This is a genomic window from Halorubrum sp. B53, from assembly GCF_059752395.1.
In genome coordinates this window covers 41,971-62,433 of the sequence record NZ_MWTH01000012.1, presented here as the reverse complement: position 1 = coordinate 62,433, position 20,463 = coordinate 41,971, and the positions used below count along the sequence as shown (strand labels likewise).

Below are 20,463 nucleotides of genomic sequence, written 5' to 3'. Positions count from 1 at the left end.
GTGCGTCGACGGCCGGACGCGGTGGTCGGCGACCCGGGCCTCAGAACGCCCGCAGCTCCTCGAGCACGGCCATCGCGGAGCCGTCGTCGATGGCCTCGCGGGCGGCCTCTAACCCCTCCTCGATCGAGTCAGCGTCCTCGCGGGCGTAGATCCGGAGCGCGGCGTTGACCGCGACCGCGTCGGCGAAGGGGCCGTCGCGCTCCCCGGCCAGCACCTCCTCGGTGATCGCAGCGGAGTCGGCGGCGACGTCGTCGACCGCGAGGTCCTCCTCTTCGAGGTCCATCCCGTACTCGGCGGTCTCGATCTCGAAGTCGTCGAAGGAGGCGCCCTCGCTGCCGGTCTCGTCGGCGTCACCCTCGCTCTTCCCCGCGCCCTCGCTGCCGCCGGCCGCGTCCCACTCGGCGACCTTGGTGTAGCCGGGCCGCACGTCGTCGTACCCCTCCATCCCCTGGAACATCAGGACGCGGTCGAGGTCGTGGAACTCGCTCTCGACGAACGTGTCGACCACCTTCTTCGCGAACGCGAGGTGGTAGAAGGAGCCGAGGTGGACCGACGCGCCGGCGGGGTTCGCCAGCGTCTCGATGGTGTTGACGAACGTCCGGACCCCCATCTGGTCGCGCCGGTCGAACAGGTCGTCGATCGCGGGGTTGAACGCGGGCTGGTAGTAGAAGCCGAAGCCGGTCTCGTCCACCATGTCGGCGGAGTCGGCGGGCGTCAGCTCGGTGTGGACGCCGAGCTCGTCGAGGACGTGCTTGTACGCGTCCTGCTTCTGGGTGGGAACGCGGTCGCCCGAGTGGACGACGACGGGCGTGCCCGCGGCGGCTGCGACGGCGCCCGCGGCGACGCCGAGGATCGCCGAGCGCCCCTTCCCGTCGTAGTTGGCGCCGCAGTCGACGGGGTCGGCGTCGGGTTCGGCGTACTCGACGCGCTCGCACATCACGTCGACGTACGCCCCGAGCTCCTCCGGCGTGTTCCGCTTCCAGCGGTTCGAGAGCCAGAACGCCCCCAGCGTCGTGGGGTCGGGCTCGTCCGCGAGGATGCGCTCGAACGCCTCGGTCGCCTGCGCGCGCGTCAGGTCGTCGGCCGACTTGTGGCCGGAGCCGCAGACCTCGGTCATCAGCCGTTTGAGAGGCCAGTCGCCGAACTCCTGAGTCGCCTGAGCCATACGCGTCGTTCGGGACCTCGAACGAAAAGTCCCTCGCTCGACTCCCGAGCCGCGGGAACGGGGCGACCCGGAGCGAACCGCCCAGTGCGGCCCCGTCAGAGCGAGCACTCCGGAGCGAACCCGCCAGAGCGAACCCGCCGAGAGCGGACGTCGGGTGCGCGCGAGCGACGAAGCCGTCGAACCGGCCGATTCGCTGCGGCTCCGTGGTATTGGTTCACATATCATAAGTGGACGTGTTTTGCTTTTTAAGCCTGAATAAAACAAATGTGGTGTGTTCTACCGCTCAAAGATTTTGTAACACACCGATAAGAGCGTTAGAGTTATATGTATGTCCATCTAGTAGAGAACTGTTCCCGATGACGTCCAAATCCGTCGCCACCGCACTCACGCTGTATCGCGCTCGCACCCTAACGCTCGAACAGGCCGCCACCGTCGGCGGCTGCTCTGCGGCGCAGCTGGAGGAGAGCGCCCGGGCCTTCGCGCCGGCGTCGGGGCGGACCCCCGCTGACGACTGACCCTCCCCGTCCGGAACTCCCGTCCGTCCCCGGGACGGCCGACTCCCTCCGAAACCCGTAGGTACGCGCGACCCCAACCGAACACAATGAGTCTGGACGCCGACTGGCGGGCCGACATCGACGCGGTCGACGCCGCGCTCATCGACGAGTACCAGAGCGGCTTCCCCGTCGAACCGCGCCCGTTCGAGCGGGTCGCTCGCGAGGTCTCGGCCGAGACGGGCATCGACGTCGACGCCGGCGAGATGCTCGACCGCGTCCGCGACCTCCGGGAGCGCGGCGTGTTCCGGCGGTTCGGGGCGGTGCTCAACCCCCCGGTCATCGGCTCGTCGACGCTGGCGGCCGTGCGCGCGCCCGAGGACCGGTTCGACGAGGTCGCCGAGGTCATCAACGGCTACCGGCAGGTGAACCACAACTACCGCCGAGACCACGAGTGGAACCAGTGGTTCGTCGTCACCGCGGGCTCGCGCGAGAAGCGCGACGCGATCCTCGCGGAGATCGAGGAGCGGACCGGCTGCGAGGTGCTGGCGCTCCCGATGCTCACGGACTACTACATCGACCTGGAGTTCCCGGTGGTGAACGCCGACCGGTTCGCGAGGGAGTCGGGCGAGGCGCGGAGCGCCTCGGACTCCGCGAGCGGGGAGCGAAGCGACCCGCGAGCGTCCGAGACGGCGGTCTCCGCCACCCGCATCTCGGAAGACGCCCGCGGCGACCTCGCTCCCGTCGAAGCCGACCTCCTTCTGGCGATCCAGGACGGGTTCCCGCTGACGGCGACCCCCTACGCCGACGTGGCGAGCGGGATCGGCGCCCCCCTCGACGACGTCCTCGCGGCGGTCGATCGCCTGCTCGCCGACGGCTGTATCAAGCGCATCGGCTGCGTCGTCAACCACGTCGTCACCGGCTTCACGAACAACTGCATGGTCGTCTGGGACGTGCCCGACGACGAGCTCGACGAGCGCGGCGAGGCCGTCGGGAGCCTCCCGTACGTCACGCTGTGTTACCACCGCCCGCGCCGGCCGGAACAGGAGTGGGAGTACAACCTGTTCACGATGATCCACGGGCGGGAGGCCGAGGCGGTCGACGCGAAGATCGACGAGCTGGCGGCCGATCACCTCCCCGTTTCCCACGAGCGGCTCTACTCGACCGAGACGCTGAAACAGACCGGCGCGCGGTACGAGGACCTCGTCGCCGACGGCGACGAGTAGAGAAGCGAGTCAGTCGTCGCCGAGCGACGCGGCGGGCTCGTCGCCGTCGAGCGCGCCGCCGGGCGCACCGAGGCCGCCCGAGCCGCTCTCCGCGCCGAGGCCGTCGAACGCGTCCGCGCCCGCGACCGCGACGACGACGAAGCCGACCTTCGAGACGATGTCGAGGTAGACGAACACCAGCATCTCCGTGGAGGCCGTCAGGAGCCCGAGCCCGGTGGGCGCGAGCACCCAGACGACCGGGTACAGCGTCCAGAGGACGACCGTGATGTTCCGGAGGGTCCCGAAGACGGCGCGAACGCGGTCCCCCTCGGCCGACGCCGACCGCGGAAGCGCCACGAGCAGGCCGTAAACGAGCACCGCGTACGCCGCCGACGCGACGGCGAACAGACCCCACGAGAGCGTTCCCGCCGTGACGACCGCGGCGATCCCGCCGGCGATGATCACCACGTCGACCGCGATCAACCCGGCGAGAACGCGCCGCGACGGACGCGCGAGCAGGCCGAGGTAGAGGAGCAGCAGCGGGGTCGTGATCAGCCAGTCGAGGTAGCGGGCGACCGGGAGGTCGCCGCCCGGCGTCGCCACCGTGCCGAACCCGAGCGCCATCGCGAGGTACGCGAGCGCCGCGACCCCGGTGACGCCGGCGAGCGTGGCGTAGTACCGCGCGTGCGACTCGCCCGACGACGACCCGGTAAACCAGTTCCACAGCGGCGGGATCGTCCCGGCCCCCATCGCGAGGACGCCGAGCCACGCCCATATCGTCGTGTCGACCAGCATCTCAGTTCACCCCCTCCCCGCCGGCGGACGCGTCGTCCGGCGCGTCGTTTCCGTGCGAGAAGTCGAAGGCGGTCTCGCCGTCGCCCCCGCGCGTGCCGGGCCGTTGACCGCCGTCGTCACCCGCGGTTCCGCCGTCGGAGATCGCCGTGGCGGTCGCGTCCGCGGCGGTCGGGTCGGGCTCCGAGAGCGCGTCGTCGGTCGCGAACTCGAAGTCTTCGACCGCGTTGCGCAACGCGAGCGCGCGGTCCGAGAGCGACTCGGCGGCGGTCTCGACCGCGCCGAGGGTCTGCTCCTGTTCGTCGACCGCCCCGGTGACGTCGCCGGCCGCGCTCGCGGTCTGCGCGCTGATCGCAGAGACGTCCTCGACGTGCCCGACCACCGCGTCCACGGAGTCGGCCTGCGTCTCGGTCGCCCGGGTGATCTCGGTCATGCTCGTGTCGGTCCGCTCGGAGGCCTCCGCGAGGCGTTCCAAGGCGTCGATCGACGTCTCGACGGTGTCGACCCCGGCGGAGATCCGCTGTTCGGTGCGTTCCATCGCGTCGGCGCCGGTCTCGGCGCGCTCCTGGACGGAGTGGATCCGGGCTTCGATCTCGCTCGCCGACTCCTGGGTCTCCTCGGCCAGCGCTTTCACCTCCTCGGCGACGACCGCGAAGCCGGCGCCCTCGGCGCCGGAGCGAGCCGCCTCGATGGAAGCGTTCAGCGCGAGCAGATTCGTCTGCTCGGCGATCTCCGAGATGGTGTCGACCACCTCGCCGATCTCCTCGACCTCCTCCGCGAGCGCCTCGACCTCCGCGGTCGTCTCCGCGGTCGTCTCCTCGACCGCGTCCATCTCGGCGAGCGCCTCCTCGGCGGCCTCGCGGCCCTCCTCGCCGACCGCGGCGGCGTGCTCGGCGGTCTCGGCCACGTCGGTGACAGTGGAGGCGACCTCCTCGGCGGACGACGCGAGGCTCTCGGCCTCGTCGGTCGCCGCCTGCAAGTCGTCGCGCTGGGTGCGCGCGCCCTCGGCGATCTCGTCGACCGCCTCGCTCACGGTGCCGGTGGTCGCCCGCAGGCTCTCCGTGCGGTCGTCGACCGTCCCGGCGACGTCGGCGGTGTCCTCGGCGACGGTCGCGACGGACGCGACCGTCCCCTCCAGTTCGTCGGCCATCTCGTTGAACGCGGCACCGACGCGCGCCATCGCCTCGTTGTCGCTGTCGGGGTCGACCCGCCGGGTCAGGTCGCCGTCGGCGAGCGCGCGCATCGCCGACTCGTACTCGGTCGCCTTGCGCTCGACCGTCTCGGCGCGCGCCGTCGCCTCGCGTCGCGCCCGCTCCGCCTCCTCGCGGGCGTCCTCGGCGTCGGCGATCTCCGACCGCAGCGAGCCGCGCATGGCGTCGAACGCCCGGAACAGCCGCCCGATCTCGTCTCGCCGCCCCGTCTCCAGCGTCACGTCGAGGTCCCCCTCGGCCATCCGCTCGGCCTTGGCCGTGAGCTGTCGCAGGGAGATGACCGTGTTCGATCCGACGGTGACCCCGATGAGCGCGAGCCCGATCACCGTCAACAGCGTCATCCCAACGAGCCCGGAGCGGATCTCCGCGCCCGCGGCCCCGGTCCCCTCCGCGCGGAGGTAGACGATGACCCCGTATGAAACTGAGACCCCCATGACCCCGATCAGCGACAGCGCGAGCTTCGCGCCGTAACTCGACCGCACGCCGGAGGACGATCCCTCTTGCATAGTGTACTGATTTCCAGGGATCGTATCGGCATAATAACTGCTGCCCAAATATTACGCGTGATAACGCAGTTCGGCGGGAAATCCGTCGGTAGCGCGGGATCGAAGGGACCGGCGGTGGTGCGGGATCGAAGGGACCGGGGACGGGGAGAATCGAGAGACCGGTGGACGCGAGAGCGACCGGTACGTTGACGGGAGTCGCGGCCGCCGAATCGGTATGACCGACGCGTTCGATCGGCTCGGGTACGGGACGTACAAGCTGGCGGACGGCGAGGAGTGCGTCGCCGGGGTCGCCCACGCCCTGGAGACGGGGTACCGTCACGTCGACACGGCGCAGGGGTACGACAACGAGGCGTCGGTGTCGGCGGGGATCGACCGCACCGACGTCGACCGCGACGAACTGTTCATCGCGACGAAGCTGTCGACGGACAACCTCTCGTACGGCGACGCGACCGCGACCGCGCGGGTGAGCCGCGACCGGCTCGGCGTCGACTCGATCGACCTGCTGTACGTTCACTGGCCGATCAACACCTACGACCCCGCGGAGACGCTGCCCGCCCTCGACGACCTCGTCGACGAGGGCGTAACCGACCGGATCGGGCTCTCGAACTTCCGGCCCGACCAGCTCGCGGAGGCGATCGACCGGCTCGACCACGACGTGTTCGCCCACCAGGTCGAGTGTCATCCCCTGCTCCAACAGGAGGAGCTGCGCGAGCTCGCGGCCGAACACGGCCACTGGCTCGTCGCGTACTCGCCGATCGCGCGCAACCGGGTGGCCGACGTGGACGTCCTGCGGGAGGTCGCCGCGAAACACGACGCGAGCCCGGCGCAGGTGAGCCTCGCGTGGCTGCTCTCGAAGGAGCGGGTCGCGCCGATCCCGAAGGCCGCCGACTTCGACCACGTCGAGGCGAACTGGGCAGCGCGCGACATCGACCTCGATCCCGAGGACATCGAGCGGATCGACGCGCTCGACCGCGGCGAGCGAATCGTCGACTTCGACGAGGCGCCGTGGAATCGGGTGTGACCGCGGCCCGTCCGGGCCGAGCGTAGAGGAGCTCCTCGTCCGGCCGTGAGACGGGGCCGCGGCGGAACTGAACGCCGTCCCGCACCGAACCGAGACCCTGACGCCCCGTCGGCCGGGGTTTCACTTCCGCTTTCGGGCGCGTTTTTAAAAGGCGTCGGCACGACGTCTCCGGTATGAGCCAGTCCACGTTCGACGACGACGACCTGTTCGGCGAGGCGGCCGAAGAGACCCGCGCCGAGGTCGAAGAGCACCTCGCGGCCGCCCGGGGGGAGCTCCCCGACCCGGACGCGGTGTGGGAGACGGACGCGGACAACGTGCTCGGCGCGCTCAACGGGCTCAAGTCCGCCCTCGACGTCGGCGACGCGATCGACTCCGTCCGGTCGGCGAAGAAGGCGTACGTGCTCGGCGAGCGCGCCGACGCCTTCGAGGACGCCGACGATTTAAAAGCGGAGATCGAGGAGCTGGAGTCGCTCGTCGGCGACATCGAGAGCGCCGCCGAGGAGGTCAGCTCGCTCACCGGCACCGTCCCGGCGATCCGCGGGGCGTTGCAGGACGCGGCGGAGGCGGCCGAGGACGAGTAGCGTCTCGCGTTTTTAAGCGGACTCCCGCTCGACGACCGCCGCCGCGAGCTCCGCCAGTGCGTCGCTCGCGAGGTCGAGGAGCTCCTCGCCGCGCGCCGCGTCGCCGGCGCTCGGATCGCCGACGACCCCGTTCCCCGTGAACTCGTCCGAGTCGTGCGCGAGGTTCACCCCCGATACCCACTCGCCCCACCGGTCTGCGGCGCCCTCGCGGGCCTCCTCGGTCCGGTCCTCGCGGACGAGGTCGGGGTTCGTCGCGCGCAGCAGCGCCGTCTCCAGCGGACCGGCGTGGCCCATGTCGCCCGCGTGCTCGCCGACCGCCTCGAACCAGGTGAACGCGACGGCGTACCCGTCGTGGGCGGAGTCGCGCGAGAACCGACGGGCGACCTCCGCGAGCGCCCCCACGTTGCCGCCGTGCCCGTTGACGAACACGACTCGGTCGATCCCGTGGTGCGGCAGCGATTCCGCCGCCTCGCGGACGTAGGCCCGGAACGCGTCGGGCGAGACCCACATCGTCCCGTCGAAGGCGCGGTGCTCCTCGGCGACGCCGACGGGGATCGGCGGGGCGACCGCGACCTCGCCCGTGCGTCCCTCGGACGCGTCGCGGTCGGCGGCCTCGTCCTCGTACGCCGCCGCGCCCGCCTCCGCGACGGCGACGGCGTCGAGCGTGTCGGTCCCGAGCGGGGCGTGGGGACCGTGCTGTTCGGTGCTGCCGACGGGGACGAACGCGACGTCGACGTCGGCGTCGCGCACGTCGGTCCAGGTGGCGTCCGCGAGTCGCATACGGCCCCCTCGGCGGGACGCGCCGTATAGCCGACGGTCTTCGGGCGGCGCCGAGTCGGGGCGGCGCTGGGAGGCGACGCGGAGGCGGGACAGCGCAGACGCGGGGCGATCGCCCCGGGGAATTATTCCGCTGCCGGACGAGACGCCACCCATGGGGAATGAGAGCGAGGAACACGGTCGAACGGCGGGGGTGACGTTCGGACCGCTGAAGCGGGCCCTCCGCGAGCACAGCTACCCGGTGTCGGTCGCGGAGCTGGTCGAACAGTACGGCGGCTTCGAGCTGGAGACCGGAACCGGCGGCGAGCGGCTCGAGACGACGCTGGAGCGATGCGGGCGGGACCGGTTCCACGAGCCGCGAGAGGTGCGCGACGCGATCCTCGACGCGCTGGGCGAGGAGCCGGGGAGCGACGGGGCGACGGCGGGAGCGGACGGGCCGGAGGAAGGCGAGAACGGCGGCGCGGACGACTGGAGCCGACTGTCGACGTGAGCGGTCGGGGAGGGAGACCGCCGGGCGGGGCGGCCCCGCGCCCTCAGTCGTCGTCGGTCTCCGCGTCCTCGATCAGGCGCGCGGTGCGCTCCTGCGCGCGGTCGATGAACTCCTGGGGCAGCTCGTCGATCTCGCCGGCCTGCACGCCCCAGAGGTGGGCGTACAGCCCCCCGTTGTCGAGCAGCTCCGCGTGCGTCCCGCGCTCGACGATCTCCCCGCCCTCCAACACGAGGATGGTGTCGGCGTCCTTGATCGTGGAGAGACGGTGGGCGATCGCGAACGTCGTCCGCTCGGCCGTGAGCCGGTCGAGCGAGCGCTGGATCAGCATCTCCGTCTCGGTGTCGACGTCGGAGGTCGCCTCGTCTAAGACGAGGATGTCGGGGTCTTTGAGCACCGCCCGCGCGATCGTGACGCGCTGGCGCTGGCCGCCCGAGAGCTTCACGCCGCGCTCGCCGACCATCGTGTCGTAGCCGTCCGGGAGGTTCTGGATGAACTCGTGCGCCTCCGCGGCCCGCGCGGCCTCGCGGACCTCCTCGTCGGTCGCCTCGAAGGTGCCGTACGTGATGTTCTCACGGACGGTGCCGTAGAACAGGTACGACGACTGCCCGACGTAGCCGATCGACCGTCGGAGCGACTTGAGCGTCACGTCGCGCACGTTCTGCCCGTCGATCCGGATCGACCCGTCGTCGACGTCGTACATCCGGAGCAGGAGCTTGAGCACCGTGGACTTGCCGGCGCCGGTGGGACCGACCAGCGCGAGCGTCTCCCCGCCCTCAACCTCGAAGTCGATGTCGGAGACGATAGTCTCCTCGTCGTACCCGAAGCTCACGCCGTCGTAGACGACGTCGCCGTCGTCGACGACCAGCTCCTCGGCGTTCGGGTCCTCGGCGAGCCGCGAGGGCTCGTCCATCAGCCCGAAGATCCGCGCGGAGGAGGCGCGGGCGCGCTGGTACATGTTGATGATCTGCCCGAACTGCGCCATCGGCCAGATGAACCGCTGGGTGTAGAGGATGAACACGACGAACATCCCCTCCGAGAGCTCGCCGGTGAACGGGCCGGGCGGTCCCTGGAACACCCAGAGCCCGCCGACGACGAACGTGAGGACGAAGCCGATGCCCGCGAGCACGCGGAGCGCCGGGAAGAACTTGATCCGGGTCCGGATCGCGTCCCAGTTGGCGTCGAAGTAGTCCATCGACACGTCGTCGACGCGGTCGGACTCGTACGGCTCCGTGTTCGACGACTTGATCACCTGGATCCCGCCGAGGTTGTTCTCCAGCCGGGAGTTCATCTTGCCGACCGTCGACCGCACCTCGGCGTACTTCGGCTGGATGGTCCTGATGAACAGGTAAGTGAATCCGGCGATGACCGGCACGGGCAACAGCGCGACCAGGGCGAGCTGCCAGTTGATCCAGAACAGCAGGACACTGATCCCGAGCACCATCACGGCCAGGCGGAACACGGAGTTCATCCCGTCGTTGAGGAACCGCTCCAGCCGGTTCACGTCGTTCGAGAGGATGGACATCATCTCCCCGGTCTGCTTGTCCGAGAAGAACTCCATGTTGAGCCGCTGCATCTTGTCGTAGGTGTCCGTCCGGACGTCGTGTTGGATGTTCTGGGCGAACGCGTTGAACCCCCAGTTGCGGACCCAGTGGAACGCCGCGCCGAAGGCGAACGCGCCGACGAGGACGGCGATCGTGAACCAGAACTGCTCGGTCTGCGCGGTCGGGAGCCACGCGTCCGGCAGCAACACGAGCGGGATCTGCTCGTCGAACGGGGCCTCGCCGCGGAAGATCGCGTCGAGAGCGATACCGAGCATCAGGGGAGGGAGCAGATCGAGGAGTCGCGCGAAGACGCTGGCGAGGATACCGACGGAGACCTGCGGGAGGTAGTCGCGACCGTACGCGAGGAACAGCCGTTTCATCGGGTTCTCGATCTTCTCCCGCTGTTCCTCGAAGGGGTCGTCTTCCTCCCACTCGACGCTACTCATTACCGTTTCATATCGTATCGCGCCGCAAATAGGTTTCCTTCGAATCGAAATGCATCGGCGGAAATCTCCGGTATCGGAGGCCAACGGCCGCGTTTCGGGGATCGGCTTCGCCTCGTAGCGCTCGGCGATCCGGTCACACCTCGCGGCGCTCGACCGACGGGTCGACGTCGGCGGCGGCGAGGTCCTCCCGGATGCGCCGTCGGAGGGGATCCGGGATGTCGTCGCGAGGGACCGGGGCGGCCGTGGCGGGCGCCGTCGAGTCGTCCGCCGCCGTCGAGGCGTCGGCCGCGTCCTCGGCGTCGGTCCCGGCAGCGGCGGGCACCGTCCAGTAGAGGACGCGCTCGGCGTCCGCGTAGAACTCCACCGCGAACCGGGCGCCGCCGCCGTCGTAGTGGACCCGGGCGGCTGCGCCCTCCGCATGCCACCCCTCCTGTCGGACGAGCGCGGCGATCGAGTCGTGCATGGTCGCGTTCGGGGCGGCGGGCACATGTCGGCTTCGGCTCGGATCGCGTCGGCCTCGGATCGTTTCGGGGTCGGCGGGGACGACTCACCGCCGGACCGACCGGGACGACTCACCGCCGGACCGACTGGGACCCCGCCGCCCGCCTCGAAAGGAGTTTATCGCCGCCGGCCGCAGGAGGGGTATGTCCCTTCGCGTCACGTTCCTCGGAACGGGCGGCGCCGTCCCGACCACCGAGCGCGCGCCGAGCGCACTGTTCGTCAACCGCGAGGGCGACCGCCTCCTCTTCGACTGCGGCGAGGGGACCCAGCGCGGCATGATGCGGCACGGCACCGGGTTCGGGGTCGACCACGTGTTCGTCTCGCACCTCCACGGCGACCACGTCCTCGGGATCCCGGGACTGGTCCAGACGCTCGGATTCAACGACCGGTCGGCGCCGCTGACGGTCCACTGCCCGCCCGGAACCGAGGAGGACCTCCGAGACCTGGTCCACGCGGTCGGTCACGACCCCGCGTTCCTGGTCCGGATCGAGGCGGTCGCGCCCGGCGAGGTCGCGCTCGACGCCGACGGCTACGAGGTCCGCGCGTTCGAGACGGAACACCGGACCGTCTCGCAGGGGTACGTCCTCGACGAGGACGACCGCCCCGGTCGGTTCGACCGCCCGAAAGCGGAGGAGCTGGGCGTCCCCGTCGGCCCGAAGTTCGGCCGGCTCCACGACGGCGAGCCGGTCGAGGCCGAGGACGGGACGATCGTCGAGCCGGACCAGGTCGTCGGGCCGCCGCGGCCCGGCCGGACCCTCGTGTACACCGCCGACACGCGCCCGCGAGAGCGAACGGTCGAGGTCGCCGAGGGCGCCGACCTGCTCGTCCACGACGCGACCTTCGCCGACGACATGGCCGACCGCGCCCGCGACACGGCCCACTCGACCGGCCGCGAGGCCGGGGGGATCGCCGCCCGCGCGGACGCGAAGTGGCTGGCGCTGGTCCACATCTCCTCGCGGTACGCCGCCGACGCCTCGCCGATCCGCCGGGAGGCGCGGGCGGCGTTCGACGGCGGCGTCATCCTCCCGGACGACGGCGACCTGATCGAGGTACCGTTCCCCGACGCGAACGAGTAGGACGGAGCCGAGCCCGGCGGTGAGAACACCCCCGCACCCGGGAAACCTTGATGAGTCGAGGCGTCGACCCCTCGAGTATGTCCGACGACTGCATCTTCTGTTCGATCGTCGCCGGCGACATCCCGGCGCGGACCGTCCACGAGACCGACGACGTGCTGGCGTTCCTCGACGCCAACCCGCTCGCGCGCGGCCACACGCTCGTGATCCCGAAATCGCACGCGCGGCACGTCGGCGATCTCGACGACGACCTCGCGAGCGAGCTGTTCGCGACGGTGACCGAGCTCACCCCGCGGGTGCAGGCCGCGGTCGACGCCGACGGCGCCAACGTCGGGATCAACGACGGCGAGGCGGCCGGCCAGGAAGTCCCTCACGTTCACGTCCACATCATCCCGCGGTTCGAGGGCGACGGCGGCGCGCCCCTCCACGCGGTCGGCGGCGAGCGACCCGGCCTCTCCGACGACGAGCTGGACGCCGTCGCCGAGGACGTGACCGCCGCGATCGACGGCTGAGCGGCTGGCCCGAGGGACATCGATCGGTCCGCCGTCGCCTCGGGACACCGACCGGCGGTCGAACGCCCGCCGACCGTCACCCCCGTCCCCCGGCGAGCCGGTCGGCCTCCGGGAGGGTGCGGAGCCACAGCATCGCGCCGGTGCCCACGAGCGGACCGACGACGAGCGGGGCGAAGGCCCACTGCCAACCGGCGGCGTCCCGCACGAGGGGGACCAGCTGGATCGAGGCGATGGTGATGAGGAAGCCGACGGCGGTCTGCAGGGTCAGCGCGGAGCCGACGTAGCTCTCGTCGGCGAGCTCGGAGACGGCGGCGGAGAACTGCGCCGAGTCGGCCACGATGAAGAATCCCCAGACGAGGACGAAGGGAACGACCACGAGCGGCGACGAGCCGAAGACGACGCCCGCGAGCAGACAGGCGCTCCCCGAGACGGCCATGGACAGGCTGGTGACGGCGGACCGGCCCCACCGGTCGGCCGCGGATCCGGCCAGCCACGCGCCGACGCCGCCGACGGCGATGGTCGCGAACGCCAGCAGCGCGGCGCGGCTGTCGGCGTCGACCACCCCGCCGGCCTCGAAGCTCGCGGCGATGTAGACGGGGACCCACGTCCAGACCGCGTACAGCTCCCACATGTGACCGAAGTAGCCGGCGTTCGCGAGGACGACGCCGCGGTCGGTGACGATCCGCCGGATCGCGCCGGGGTCGAACGGCGCCGTCTCCGGCTGGTGCGGGCCGTCCTCGTACGCGAGGACGAGCGCTCCACCGAGCGTCGCCAGCGCGGCCGTACCGTAGAGGACCGCGTCGGGGCGACCGATCCCGCCGACCGCACGAAGGAGATGCGGCGAGGCCGACCCGACCGTCAGCGCGCCGACCAGAACGCCGATGGCGAGCCCTCGCCCCGCGTCGAACCACGACGCCATCATCTTCATCCCGGTGGGGTACACCCCCGCGAGCGCGACGCCGGTCAGGAATCGCAGGGCGATCGCGGGCGGGCCGCTGGCGACGACCGCCGCGATGGCCGCCGTCCCCGCCGCGCCGAGCAGGGCGGAGCCGGCGAACAGGTACCGCGGCGGGACGACGTCGGCGATCGTCAGCGACGCCGACGCGAGGGCCCCGACCACGAAACCGAGCTGGACCGCGTTGGTCAGCCAAGCCGTCTCGGCGGCGGAGAGCTCCCACGCCGCGGCCAGTTCCGGTCCGACGGCCGTCCCGCTGAACCAGAGCGTCATCGCGAACAGCTCCGCGACGCCGACGAGCACGAGCGCGCGCCACTTCCCGTCTGCGATAGCGGCCATGTGTCAGTACCCTTATTAATAAATATGATATAAACGTTGTGTCGGGGCAGCGGCGATCCGCGGCGCTTAACAATCGACCCAAGCGAGCGGAGCCATGCACACTCGAACGCTCGCGCTCGTCGGAGCGACCGGTGGCGCGGGGACGACGCGGACCGCCGTCGAACTGGCCGCGCTGGGGGCGCGCGACGGCCGCGACGCCGCCGTGGTCGACGCCGCGTTCACGACGCAAGGGCTCTCCGAGTACGTCTCGGGGCGGATAGACGCCGACATCACGGCGCTCGTCACCGACGAGACCGGCGCGTCGCTGTCGGCGGCGGCGTACCCGATCGACGCCGAGTCGAGCGACGGCGACCCGGACCTCCCGGGACGCGTCGACCTGCTCCCGGCCCGCGCGCCGTTCGAGCGCGCGGCCCGCGCGAAGACGGCAGAGGCCGCGCGGAAACTGGAGCGACGGATCGACGAGGCGGCGACCGCCTACGACGCCGTGGTCGTCGACGCCGCCCCCGTCGGATCGAACGAGGCGGTCGCCGCGGTCACGGCCGCCGATCGCGTCGAAGCGGTGACCCCTGCGACGGCGCACGGCCGCGACGCGCTCCAGCGGCTCCGCGGCCGAGTGGCCGACGTCGGCGGGAGCGTCGACGGGACGATCGCGGTGGCTCGCGCGGGAGGGTCAGACGCCGAGAGCGATATCGGGGAGAACGCCGACACTCGGCTTCCGCCCGTCGACCCCGCGGTCGAGAGCGCTCCCGAGGCGGCGACGGGGACCGGCGAATACGTCGCGGCGCTGGCGGAGACGTACGAGCGCGCGTTCGACGCGGCGCTCGGGATCGAGTTCGAGGAGCCGGGGCTGGTCGAGCGGATCCGATCCTGAGCCGGTCGAACCGGGCGGTAAGAGTGAATGCGGTCGAGCGGGTTTTCAGCGCAGGCCGTCGGGCGACCCCAGCGCGCCGCCGAGGGCGTCGCCGTCGCCGCGGAGGCCGTCGCCGAGCGGCGCGGAGCCCGCGACGTGCGCGGCGACGGCGTCGGCGACCGCGGGGACCGGGTCGTGGGTCTCGACGTACGTCGCCAGCGCGAAGTCCGCCTCGTCGCCCCCGGTGAGCGCCACCGCCTCGCTGCGCGCAATCTTCCCGTCGAGCCAGTCGCGGACGACGCTCCGCCGGCTCGGCGCGAGCGGACAGACGCCCTCGACGCCGCAGCGGTGCAGCGCCTTCGCGCCCGTCATCGGGGTCACGCCGGCCTCGCGGGCGGCGTCGCCGACGCTCCGCCCGGCCGTGTACGCGTCGACCAGCGTCGCGGTCGCGGCCGGGGTACAGGGGAGGTCGTCCGCGTGCGCCGCGAGGCGGTCGACGAGCGGCGTCTCCGTGTCGTCGGCGACGGCGACTCCGCGATCGCGCTGGCTCGCGGTCACCTCCAGCCCGTCCGCGATCTCCGACAGCGTCATGCGAACCGATGGCTCCCTCTGCGAGTTAAAACCACCGTACTGCGACGGAGTGAGCGGCGCAGTCACCGACCGGTAACCGGTCGGTTCGAGCGCGTCGATCCGGGCGATCACCCTCGAATTCTCCCGGGTTTAAGTAAGGTATCGGGCCCGAGTTCGACGTGTGATGAGCCGAGCACGCTCTACCCGTGTCCGTTCGCACCGCACCGAGACGACCGACCGCGTCGAGGAGGCGACCGCCGACGGAGAGTCGACCGCCGAGAGCGAGGCGACCGCGACTGCAGCGGGAGAGGAGACGACGACGGACACGGGCGAGACGACCGCCGTCGACGAGTGTCCCGAGTGCGGCGGTCGGACCCGCGTCGACGCCGCCGAGCGCGTCTGCGCCGACTGTGGGCTCGTCGTCGAGGCCGACCGGATCGACCACGGCCCGGAGTGGCGGTCGTTCGACGACGACGACGCGAACCCGAAGCGCACCGGCGCGCCGCTGACGCGCTCCCGGCACGACAGGGGCCTCTCGACGGAGATCGGCCGGTCGACCCGCGTGAAGGGGCGCAAGCGCCGGCGGCTCGCGCGGATGCGGACCCAGCACAACCGCGCGCAGATCTCGACGAAGCGCGACCGCAACAAGGTGTACGCCTACACCGAGATCCGGCGGCTGACCGGCGTGTTGGAACTCCCCGACAGCGTCCGTGACACGGCCTGCGCGCTGTTCGACTCCGCGCAGGACGAGAGCCTGCTGCGCGGTCGGTCGCTGGAGGGGTTCGCTGCCGCCTGCGTCTACGTCGCCTGCCGCACCGCCGACGTCGCCCGGACCGTCGGGGAGGTCTGCGGCGAGGCGAAGGCGACGGAGGACGAGCACCGGGCCGCCTTCGACGCGATGAACCGCGAGCTCGGGCTTCCGATCGGCCCGACCGGTCCGGCGGAGTACCTCCCGCGGTTCGCGAGCGACCTCGGCTGTGCGGCCGACGTGGAGCGCCGGGCGGGCGAACTCGCGGAGCGCGCCGTGAGCGAGGGGATCGCGAACGGCCGCAACCCGGTCGGCGTCGCCGCCGCCTGCCTGTACACCGCGGCCCGCGAGCTGGGCGCCGACTGCACGCAGCAGGAAGCCGCCGACGTCGCCGACGTGACGCCCGTAACTGTTCGGCGGACGTACGTGGACCTGACCGAGGAGTGAGTCGGGAGCGAAGGAGCCCGGAAAACGACGGTGAAACCGCCGTCCGTGACGTCCCGCCGGACGGCCGCAACGGCGTCAGCGGGGGATACCGCGGGTCGGAGCCCGCGGCGGGGGCGGACCGACAGCGGCGGGCCGGCGGCAGGGGACCGGCCCTCGGCGTAGGAGGGGGTGATCGGCGGGCGGAGGGCGTCGCGCCCGGCCGACGGGGCGTCACGCGTTCGGATCGAGGGGTTGGGGAACGTTCTACGTTAGCCGTGTATCATCCGGATAAACCGAACAATCCGCGCACGACGAACGAACCGTTCGGCGTCGGCCGCACGCTCCGGAGTCCTCACTCCCCGCCGAGCTTGTGCTGGAATGCGAAGAAGACGCGGCGACCGGTCTCGGTGAGCCTGACAGTGTCCGAGCGCCCGACGTCCTCCAGTTCGACGTAGCCACGGTCCAAGAGCGGATCGAGGACGTGCGTCTCCAGCGCGCGGTACTTCGCGGTCCGGCTCTCGCCGGCCTTCCGGAGGAACGACAGGTCGCGCTCGCGTGCCCATTCGATCAGGTTCCACTTGTCCGTCGTCAGGTGGTCGTCGTCGCGTTCGTGGAGCCTGCCGAGGACCGCGACCTGATCGGTCGTCGGCGCGTCCATGGGATAGATCGGGAGGTCGACCGTCTCCGCGACGCCCGCCGTGAGCGGCTCCTCGCGCACGTCGTGGCGGTGCGTCTCCGGCTCGACGCTGTACGGGCGCGCGCCGACGATCATGCACGCGATGGCGACGCCGACCGCGGCGATCCGCGGTCCGGTCGAGACGTTGGCGAACAGCCTGTCGCCGGCGGGCTCGCCGGCGCCGTGTTTCGCGGCGATCGTCGTCGTGACGCCGAGCACGTCGTACACGTCGGCGAGCTCGACCGGAAGCGCTCGCACCGAGGCGAACTCGGCGGCCGCCGCCCACGCGTCGCGCTGGTAGTCGGTGAGCCCGTCGACCTCGACCCGGCTGCCGTCCGGGCCCGCGGCGGCCGCCTCGAAGTCGACGGTGCCTCGAGCGGCGTCGCGGGCGGGCGCGTCGGCCAGCAGGTAGACCACGTCGGCGCCGTATCTGCGGAGGGGCTCGACGATGCGGTCGCGCTCGTGGCCGAGCGGCGCGACGTGGACGCGCCGTTCGGAAACGCGGGGAACCGTCGTGTCCATACCACCGTTCTCCGCGGCCGTCGGTTAAAAAGTGCGTCGCGCGGAGGCGGTCCGAACGCCACGGTACGTGGGGACGGATCGCACGAAAACCGTTAAGCCCGGCTGTCGCCTACGAGCGGGTATGAGCGCTGACCGGTCCGCGTTGCGGCGGGCCATCGAGCGCGGCGAGCGCGACGGCGGCGCGATCGAGTTCAAGGAGCGACTGACGCGCGAGGTTCACTTGGCGGAGGGCCGGATGGAGTCGCTCGTGGCGCAGCTCCGCCACCGGGTGCTCTCCGGCGACGGCGAAGCGACCTACGTCATCGGCGTCACCGACGACGGCGGGCTGGCCGGGATCGCGCCCGAGGCCTTCTCCGAGACGATGGACGTGCTCTCGCTTCTCGCCGACGAGGCGGACGCCCACATCGCCGACGTGGAGACGTGGAGCGCCGGCGCGGACGGGAACGGAACGGACGCCGGGCTCGTCGGCCTCGCCACCCTCCGCGACGGCGGGATGTTCGAGACGGACGACGACCACCTCGTGATCGGGACGGCCGGCCACGTCGACCACGGGAAGTCGACGCTCGTCGGCACCCTCGTCACCGGCCGGGCCGACGACGGGCAGGGGGGCACCCGCGGCTTCCTCGACGTCCAGCCCCACGAGGTCGAGCGGGGGCTCTCCGCCGACCTGTCGTACGCCGTCTACGGGTTCGAGGACGGCGGCGAGGAGCCGGTCCGGATGGACAACCCGCACCGCAAGTCCGACCGTGCGCGGATCGTCGAGGAGGCCGACCGGCTGGTCTCGTTCGTCGACACGGTCGGCCACGAGCCGTGGCTCCGGACGACGATCCGCGGGCTGGTCGGCCAGAAGCTCGACTACGGGCTCTTAGTCGTCGCCGCCGACGACGGCCCGACGAAGACGACCCGAGAACACCTCGGCATCCTGCTGGCGACCGAGCTCCCGACCATCGTCGCGATCACGAAGGCCGACGCCGTGAGCGACGAGCGGCTCGCCGACGTGGAGCGCGAGGTCGAGTCGATGCTCCGGGACGTCGGCGAGACGCCCCTCCTCGTCGACCGCCACGGGATCGACGCGGCGGTCGCGGAGGTCGGCGACGGCGTCGTCCCGCTGCTCCGCACCAGCGCGGTGACGAAGGAGGGGCTCGGGACCCTCGACCGGCTGTTCGAGACGCTCCCGAAGCGGGCGACCCCGGAGCGCGCGGAGTTCCGGATGTACGTCGACCGGAGCTACAAGGTGACCGGCGTCGGTGCGGTCGCCTCCGGCACCGTCAACTCCGGCACCGTCGAGGCCGGCGACGAGCTCCTCCTCGGCCCGATGGCCGACGGCTCCTTCCGCGAGGTGGAGGTCAGGTCGATCGAGATGCACTACCACCGGGTCGACAAGGCGACTGCCGGCCGGATCGTCGGCATCGCGCTGAAGGGCGTCGACGAGGCGGAGATCGAGCGGGGGATGGCCCTGGTGCCCCGCGAGAGCGACCCCGATCCGGTCCGCGAGTTCGAGGCCGAGGTGATGGTGCTGAACCACCCGACGCGGATCCGAGAGGGGTACGAGCCGGTCGTCCACGTGGAGACCGTCTCCGAGGCGGCCGTCTTCGCGCCCGAGGGCGGGCGGCTCCTCCCCGGCGACACCGGCCGGACGCGGGTCCGGTTCAAGTTCCGCCCGTATCTCGTCGAGGAGGGCCAGCGGTTCGTTTTCCGGGAGGGGTCGAGCAAGGGCGTGGGGACGATCCGCGACGTGGACTCGGCGGAGTGAACGCGGTTCAGTCCTCGACCGACACGAGCTCCATCAGCGGGTAGCCGTCGGTCATCGTCATCCGCGTGCGGACCGTCACGCCCTCGCGTTCGATCCGCATCTCGACGTCCATCAGCGAGCCGGTGAGCTCCGTGTACCCGTTCTCGTGGTCGATCGCGTCGGCGACGCGGTCGTCGTGGATGTCAACGGTCACCGACTCGCAGAACGGCTGGTTCTCTATCGACTCCGCCATCGCGGCTTCGAGACTTCGCGTGCTCGACGGGCTGACGGGCGTCCCCGCGAACTGGTGGTACAGCGAGCCGAACTTGATGCCGGCCTCGAAACACGCCTGCTGGGCGTCGGTTGCCATGCCGGCACTCCGACGGGGGCGGCCTAAGGGGCTTCGGAGGGTCCCGACTCCGCGGCGGGCGGGAAGCCGCCGTCGGAGTCGCCGAGGACCGCCTCGACGGGGAGCGGTTCGATCCCCGCCTCGGCGAGGTACCGCTCCAGCCGGGGCGCCCTGTCGCCGAAGTCCTCGGGGTCGTGCGAGTCGGTGCCGACGACGAACCGGACGCCTCGCTCGCGGAACGCCTCCAGGAACGGCTCGGTCGGGTGGAAGAGGTCGAACTCGCCGCGATCGCCGGCCCGGCCGGCGTTGATCTCCGGGACCGTCCGGGAGTCGGCGCAGGCGGCCGCCACCCGCTCGCGGTGGGCGTCGGTCGTGAGCCCGCGGAGCGCGGGGTGATTCTCCACGAGGTCGACGTGCGCGAGCACGTCGAACAGCTCCGATTCGACGAGCGAGACAACCGCGTCGTAGTAGTCGTCGACGAACGCGCGGCGCTCGGCGTCGCTCGCGTCGGCGAACGACTCGAACGGGAACACCTGCTTCCCGGCGACGTAGTGGACGCTCCCCAGCGCGTAGTCGAAGTCGGCGTCGTCGAGGAACGCCTCGATCGCGGGCTCCAGCCCGGGCTCGTAGTCCATCTCGACCGCGTCGTAGAGCGTCAGGTCGGTGCGGTCGGCGGCGAGCGCGAGCGCCTCGCGGCGCCGCTCGTGCGTGCGGTCGAAGTTGCGGTTCCACAGCAGCCGCTCGTCGCGCCACGCCTCGCTCAGGCTGCAGTGGTCGGCGAAGCCGACGGCGTCGAGCCCCGCCGCCTCGGCGGCGTCGACCATGAGCGGGATCCCGGAGCCGTCGGAGTAGGACGTGTGCGCGTGGACGTCGGCGGTCACGCGTACACGGAGGGGCCGGAGCGGCCTAAGCCCGTCGCGGGCGCGGGAGACGACGAGCGGCGCGCTCCCCCGTCGCACTCGAACCGAAGCCGTTTGGTTCGGG

At 71.5% G+C, this 20,463-nt stretch carries 21 protein-coding genes; 10 read left to right on the top strand and 11 right to left on the bottom strand.

Annotated features, from left to right (window positions below):
• Window positions 1-40: 40 nt before the first annotated feature.
• Window positions 41-1,165: an anthranilate phosphoribosyltransferase gene (locus B4V06_RS09585; protein WP_123113652.1), complete on the bottom strand. Its 1,125-nt coding sequence runs from the start codon at window positions 1,163-1,165 to the stop codon at window positions 41-43.
• A 356-nt stretch (window positions 1,166-1,521) separates the two neighbouring features.
• Here B4V06_RS09585 and B4V06_RS09580 point away from each other — a divergent pair, with 356 nt between their 5' ends.
• Both B4V06_RS09580 and ahbB read left to right on the top strand, forming a co-directional pair.
• The gene (locus B4V06_RS09580) at window positions 1,522-1,680 is read left to right on the top strand and encodes a DUF7317 family protein (protein ID WP_176329372.1); all 159 of its coding nucleotides are present in this window, start codon (window positions 1,522-1,524) and stop codon (window positions 1,678-1,680) included.
• A gap of 86 nt (window positions 1,681-1,766) precedes the next feature.
• Complete coding sequence (gene ahbB / locus B4V06_RS09575; RefSeq protein WP_498169464.1) at window positions 1,767-2,882, top strand: siroheme decarboxylase subunit beta; 1,116 nt, start codon at window positions 1,767-1,769, stop codon at window positions 2,880-2,882.
• Window positions 2,883-2,891: 9 nt separating this feature from the next.
• On the opposite strand, the gene B4V06_RS09570 is transcribed toward ahbB, so the two are convergent.
• Both B4V06_RS09570 and B4V06_RS09565 read right to left on the bottom strand, forming a co-directional pair.
• Window positions 2,892-3,656 (bottom strand): bacteriorhodopsin, encoded by a 765-nt coding sequence (locus B4V06_RS09570; RefSeq protein ID WP_123113650.1) that lies wholly within the window; start codon window positions 3,654-3,656, stop codon window positions 2,892-2,894.
• A 1-nt stretch (window position 3,657) separates the two neighbouring features.
• On the bottom strand, window positions 3,658-5,370 hold the full coding sequence (locus tag B4V06_RS09565) for a methyl-accepting chemotaxis protein (protein ID WP_123113649.1): 1,713 nt from the start codon (window positions 5,368-5,370) through the stop codon (window positions 3,658-3,660).
• A 214-nt stretch (window positions 5,371-5,584) separates the two neighbouring features.
• Here B4V06_RS09565 and B4V06_RS09560 point away from each other — a divergent pair, with 214 nt between their 5' ends.
• Together B4V06_RS09560 and B4V06_RS09555 are read left to right on the top strand one after the other, a co-directional pair.
• On the top strand, window positions 5,585-6,391 hold the full coding sequence (locus tag B4V06_RS09560; protein ID WP_498169459.1) for an aldo/keto reductase: 807 nt from the start codon (window positions 5,585-5,587) through the stop codon (window positions 6,389-6,391).
• Between the two features lie 173 nt (window positions 6,392-6,564).
• Window positions 6,565-6,972 (top strand): DUF5790 family protein, encoded by a 408-nt coding sequence (locus B4V06_RS09555; protein ID WP_123113647.1) that lies wholly within the window; start codon window positions 6,565-6,567, stop codon window positions 6,970-6,972.
• Between the two features lie 12 nt (window positions 6,973-6,984).
• Here the strand turns inward: B4V06_RS09555 and B4V06_RS09550 are convergent, their stop codons facing one another.
• Entirely contained in the window at window positions 6,985-7,752 is a 768-nt protein-coding gene (locus B4V06_RS09550; RefSeq protein ID WP_123113646.1) for a creatininase family protein, read from the bottom strand.
• 151 nt (window positions 7,753-7,903) lie between these two features.
• Here B4V06_RS09550 and B4V06_RS09545 point away from each other — a divergent pair, with 151 nt between their 5' ends.
• On the top strand, window positions 7,904-8,239 hold the full coding sequence (locus B4V06_RS09545; RefSeq protein ID WP_123113645.1) for a DUF5789 family protein: 336 nt from the start codon (window positions 7,904-7,906) through the stop codon (window positions 8,237-8,239).
• 43 nt (window positions 8,240-8,282) lie between these two features.
• On the opposite strand, the gene B4V06_RS09540 is transcribed toward B4V06_RS09545, so the two are convergent.
• The gene (locus tag B4V06_RS09540; protein ID WP_123113644.1) at window positions 8,283-10,226 is read right to left on the bottom strand and encodes an ABC transporter ATP-binding protein; all 1,944 of its coding nucleotides are present in this window, start codon (window positions 10,224-10,226) and stop codon (window positions 8,283-8,285) included.
• 133 nt (window positions 10,227-10,359) lie between these two features.
• Window positions 10,360-10,689, bottom strand: a complete 330-nt coding sequence (locus B4V06_RS09535; RefSeq protein WP_498169455.1) for a DUF7538 family protein — start codon at window positions 10,687-10,689, stop codon at window positions 10,360-10,362.
• A gap of 181 nt (window positions 10,690-10,870) precedes the next feature.
• On the opposite strand from B4V06_RS09535, the gene rnz reads away from it, so the two are divergent.
• Both rnz and B4V06_RS09525 read left to right on the top strand, forming a co-directional pair.
• Window positions 10,871-11,803 carry a ribonuclease Z gene (gene rnz / locus B4V06_RS09530; RefSeq protein WP_498169452.1) on the top strand — a complete coding sequence of 311 codons (933 nt, stop codon included), beginning with the start codon at window positions 10,871-10,873 and terminating at the stop codon, window positions 11,801-11,803.
• Window positions 11,804-11,880: 77 nt separating this feature from the next.
• Entirely contained in the window at window positions 11,881-12,312 is a 432-nt protein-coding gene (locus B4V06_RS09525; RefSeq protein ID WP_123113641.1) for an HIT family protein, read from the top strand.
• Between the two features lie 76 nt (window positions 12,313-12,388).
• Here the strand turns inward: B4V06_RS09525 and B4V06_RS09520 are convergent, their stop codons facing one another.
• The gene (locus B4V06_RS09520; RefSeq protein ID WP_123113640.1) at window positions 12,389-13,606 is read right to left on the bottom strand and encodes an MFS transporter; all 1,218 of its coding nucleotides are present in this window, start codon (window positions 13,604-13,606) and stop codon (window positions 12,389-12,391) included.
• A 94-nt stretch (window positions 13,607-13,700) separates the two neighbouring features.
• Between B4V06_RS09520 and B4V06_RS09515 the strand changes: the two genes are divergently transcribed.
• Entirely contained in the window at window positions 13,701-14,477 is a 777-nt protein-coding gene (locus B4V06_RS09515) for an AAA family ATPase (RefSeq protein WP_123113639.1), read from the top strand.
• A 45-nt stretch (window positions 14,478-14,522) separates the two neighbouring features.
• Here B4V06_RS09515 and B4V06_RS09510 read toward each other — a convergent pair whose 3' ends face one another.
• Complete coding sequence (locus B4V06_RS09510) at window positions 14,523-15,047, bottom strand: DUF7858 family protein (RefSeq protein WP_498169448.1); 525 nt, start codon at window positions 15,045-15,047, stop codon at window positions 14,523-14,525.
• A gap of 163 nt (window positions 15,048-15,210) precedes the next feature.
• Here B4V06_RS09510 and B4V06_RS09505 point away from each other — a divergent pair, with 163 nt between their 5' ends.
• Window positions 15,211-16,221 (top strand): transcription initiation factor IIB, encoded by a 1,011-nt coding sequence (locus B4V06_RS09505; protein WP_498169445.1) that lies wholly within the window; start codon window positions 15,211-15,213, stop codon window positions 16,219-16,221.
• Window positions 16,222-16,552: 331 nt separating this feature from the next.
• Here the strand turns inward: B4V06_RS09505 and B4V06_RS09500 are convergent, their stop codons facing one another.
• Window positions 16,553-17,398, bottom strand: a complete 846-nt coding sequence (locus B4V06_RS09500; protein ID WP_123113636.1) for an HFX_2341 family transcriptional regulator domain-containing protein — start codon at window positions 17,396-17,398, stop codon at window positions 16,553-16,555.
• A 121-nt stretch (window positions 17,399-17,519) separates the two neighbouring features.
• On the opposite strand from B4V06_RS09500, the gene B4V06_RS09495 reads away from it, so the two are divergent.
• Window positions 17,520-19,151 carry a GTPBP1 family GTP-binding protein gene (locus tag B4V06_RS09495; protein ID WP_498169442.1) on the top strand — a complete coding sequence of 544 codons (1,632 nt, stop codon included), beginning with the start codon at window positions 17,520-17,522 and terminating at the stop codon, window positions 19,149-19,151.
• 7 nt (window positions 19,152-19,158) lie between these two features.
• Here the strand turns inward: B4V06_RS09495 and B4V06_RS09490 are convergent, their stop codons facing one another.
• A complete protein-coding gene (locus B4V06_RS09490) occupies window positions 19,159-19,500 on the bottom strand; it encodes a dihydroneopterin aldolase family protein (protein ID WP_498169439.1) in 342 nt (113 codons plus the stop codon).
• A gap of 23 nt (window positions 19,501-19,523) precedes the next feature.
• The gene (locus B4V06_RS09485) at window positions 19,524-20,360 is read right to left on the bottom strand and encodes a PHP domain-containing protein (protein ID WP_255212573.1); all 837 of its coding nucleotides are present in this window, start codon (window positions 20,358-20,360) and stop codon (window positions 19,524-19,526) included.
• Between the last annotated feature and the right edge of the window lie 103 nt (window positions 20,361-20,463).

Coding starts and splice junctions, on each gene's coding strand:
- B4V06_RS09585 (WP_123113652.1), bottom strand. CDS start 1,165: ATGGCTCAGGCGACTCAGGAGTTCGGCGACTGGCCTCTCAAACGGCTG.
- B4V06_RS09580 (WP_176329372.1), top strand. CDS start 1,522: ATGACGTCCAAATCCGTCGCCACCGCACTCACGCTGTATCGCGCTCGC.
- ahbB (WP_498169464.1), top strand. CDS start 1,767: ATGAGTCTGGACGCCGACTGGCGGGCCGACATCGACGCGGTCGACGCC.
- B4V06_RS09570 (WP_123113650.1), bottom strand. CDS start 3,656: ATGCTGGTCGACACGACGATATGGGCGTGGCTCGGCGTCCTCGCGATG.
- B4V06_RS09565 (WP_123113649.1), bottom strand. CDS start 5,370: ATGCAAGAGGGATCGTCCTCCGGCGTGCGGTCGAGTTACGGCGCGAAG.
- B4V06_RS09560 (WP_498169459.1), top strand. CDS start 5,585: ATGACCGACGCGTTCGATCGGCTCGGGTACGGGACGTACAAGCTGGCG.
- B4V06_RS09555 (WP_123113647.1), top strand. CDS start 6,565: ATGAGCCAGTCCACGTTCGACGACGACGACCTGTTCGGCGAGGCGGCC.
- B4V06_RS09550 (WP_123113646.1), bottom strand. CDS start 7,752: ATGCGACTCGCGGACGCCACCTGGACCGACGTGCGCGACGCCGACGTC.
- B4V06_RS09545 (WP_123113645.1), top strand. CDS start 7,904: ATGGGGAATGAGAGCGAGGAACACGGTCGAACGGCGGGGGTGACGTTC.
- B4V06_RS09540 (WP_123113644.1), bottom strand. CDS start 10,226: ATGAGTAGCGTCGAGTGGGAGGAAGACGACCCCTTCGAGGAACAGCGG.
- B4V06_RS09535 (WP_498169455.1), bottom strand. CDS start 10,689: ATGCACGACTCGATCGCCGCGCTCGTCCGACAGGAGGGGTGGCATGCG.
- rnz (WP_498169452.1), top strand. CDS start 10,871: ATGTCCCTTCGCGTCACGTTCCTCGGAACGGGCGGCGCCGTCCCGACC.
- B4V06_RS09525 (WP_123113641.1), top strand. CDS start 11,881: ATGTCCGACGACTGCATCTTCTGTTCGATCGTCGCCGGCGACATCCCG.
- B4V06_RS09520 (WP_123113640.1), bottom strand. CDS start 13,606: ATGGCCGCTATCGCAGACGGGAAGTGGCGCGCGCTCGTGCTCGTCGGC.
- B4V06_RS09515 (WP_123113639.1), top strand. CDS start 13,701: ATGCACACTCGAACGCTCGCGCTCGTCGGAGCGACCGGTGGCGCGGGG.
- B4V06_RS09510 (WP_498169448.1), bottom strand. CDS start 15,047: ATGACGCTGTCGGAGATCGCGGACGGGCTGGAGGTGACCGCGAGCCAG.
- B4V06_RS09505 (WP_498169445.1), top strand. CDS start 15,211: ATGAGCCGAGCACGCTCTACCCGTGTCCGTTCGCACCGCACCGAGACG.
- B4V06_RS09500 (WP_123113636.1), bottom strand. CDS start 17,398: ATGGACACGACGGTTCCCCGCGTTTCCGAACGGCGCGTCCACGTCGCG.
- B4V06_RS09495 (WP_498169442.1), top strand. CDS start 17,520: ATGAGCGCTGACCGGTCCGCGTTGCGGCGGGCCATCGAGCGCGGCGAG.
- B4V06_RS09490 (WP_498169439.1), bottom strand. CDS start 19,500: ATGGCAACCGACGCCCAGCAGGCGTGTTTCGAGGCCGGCATCAAGTTC.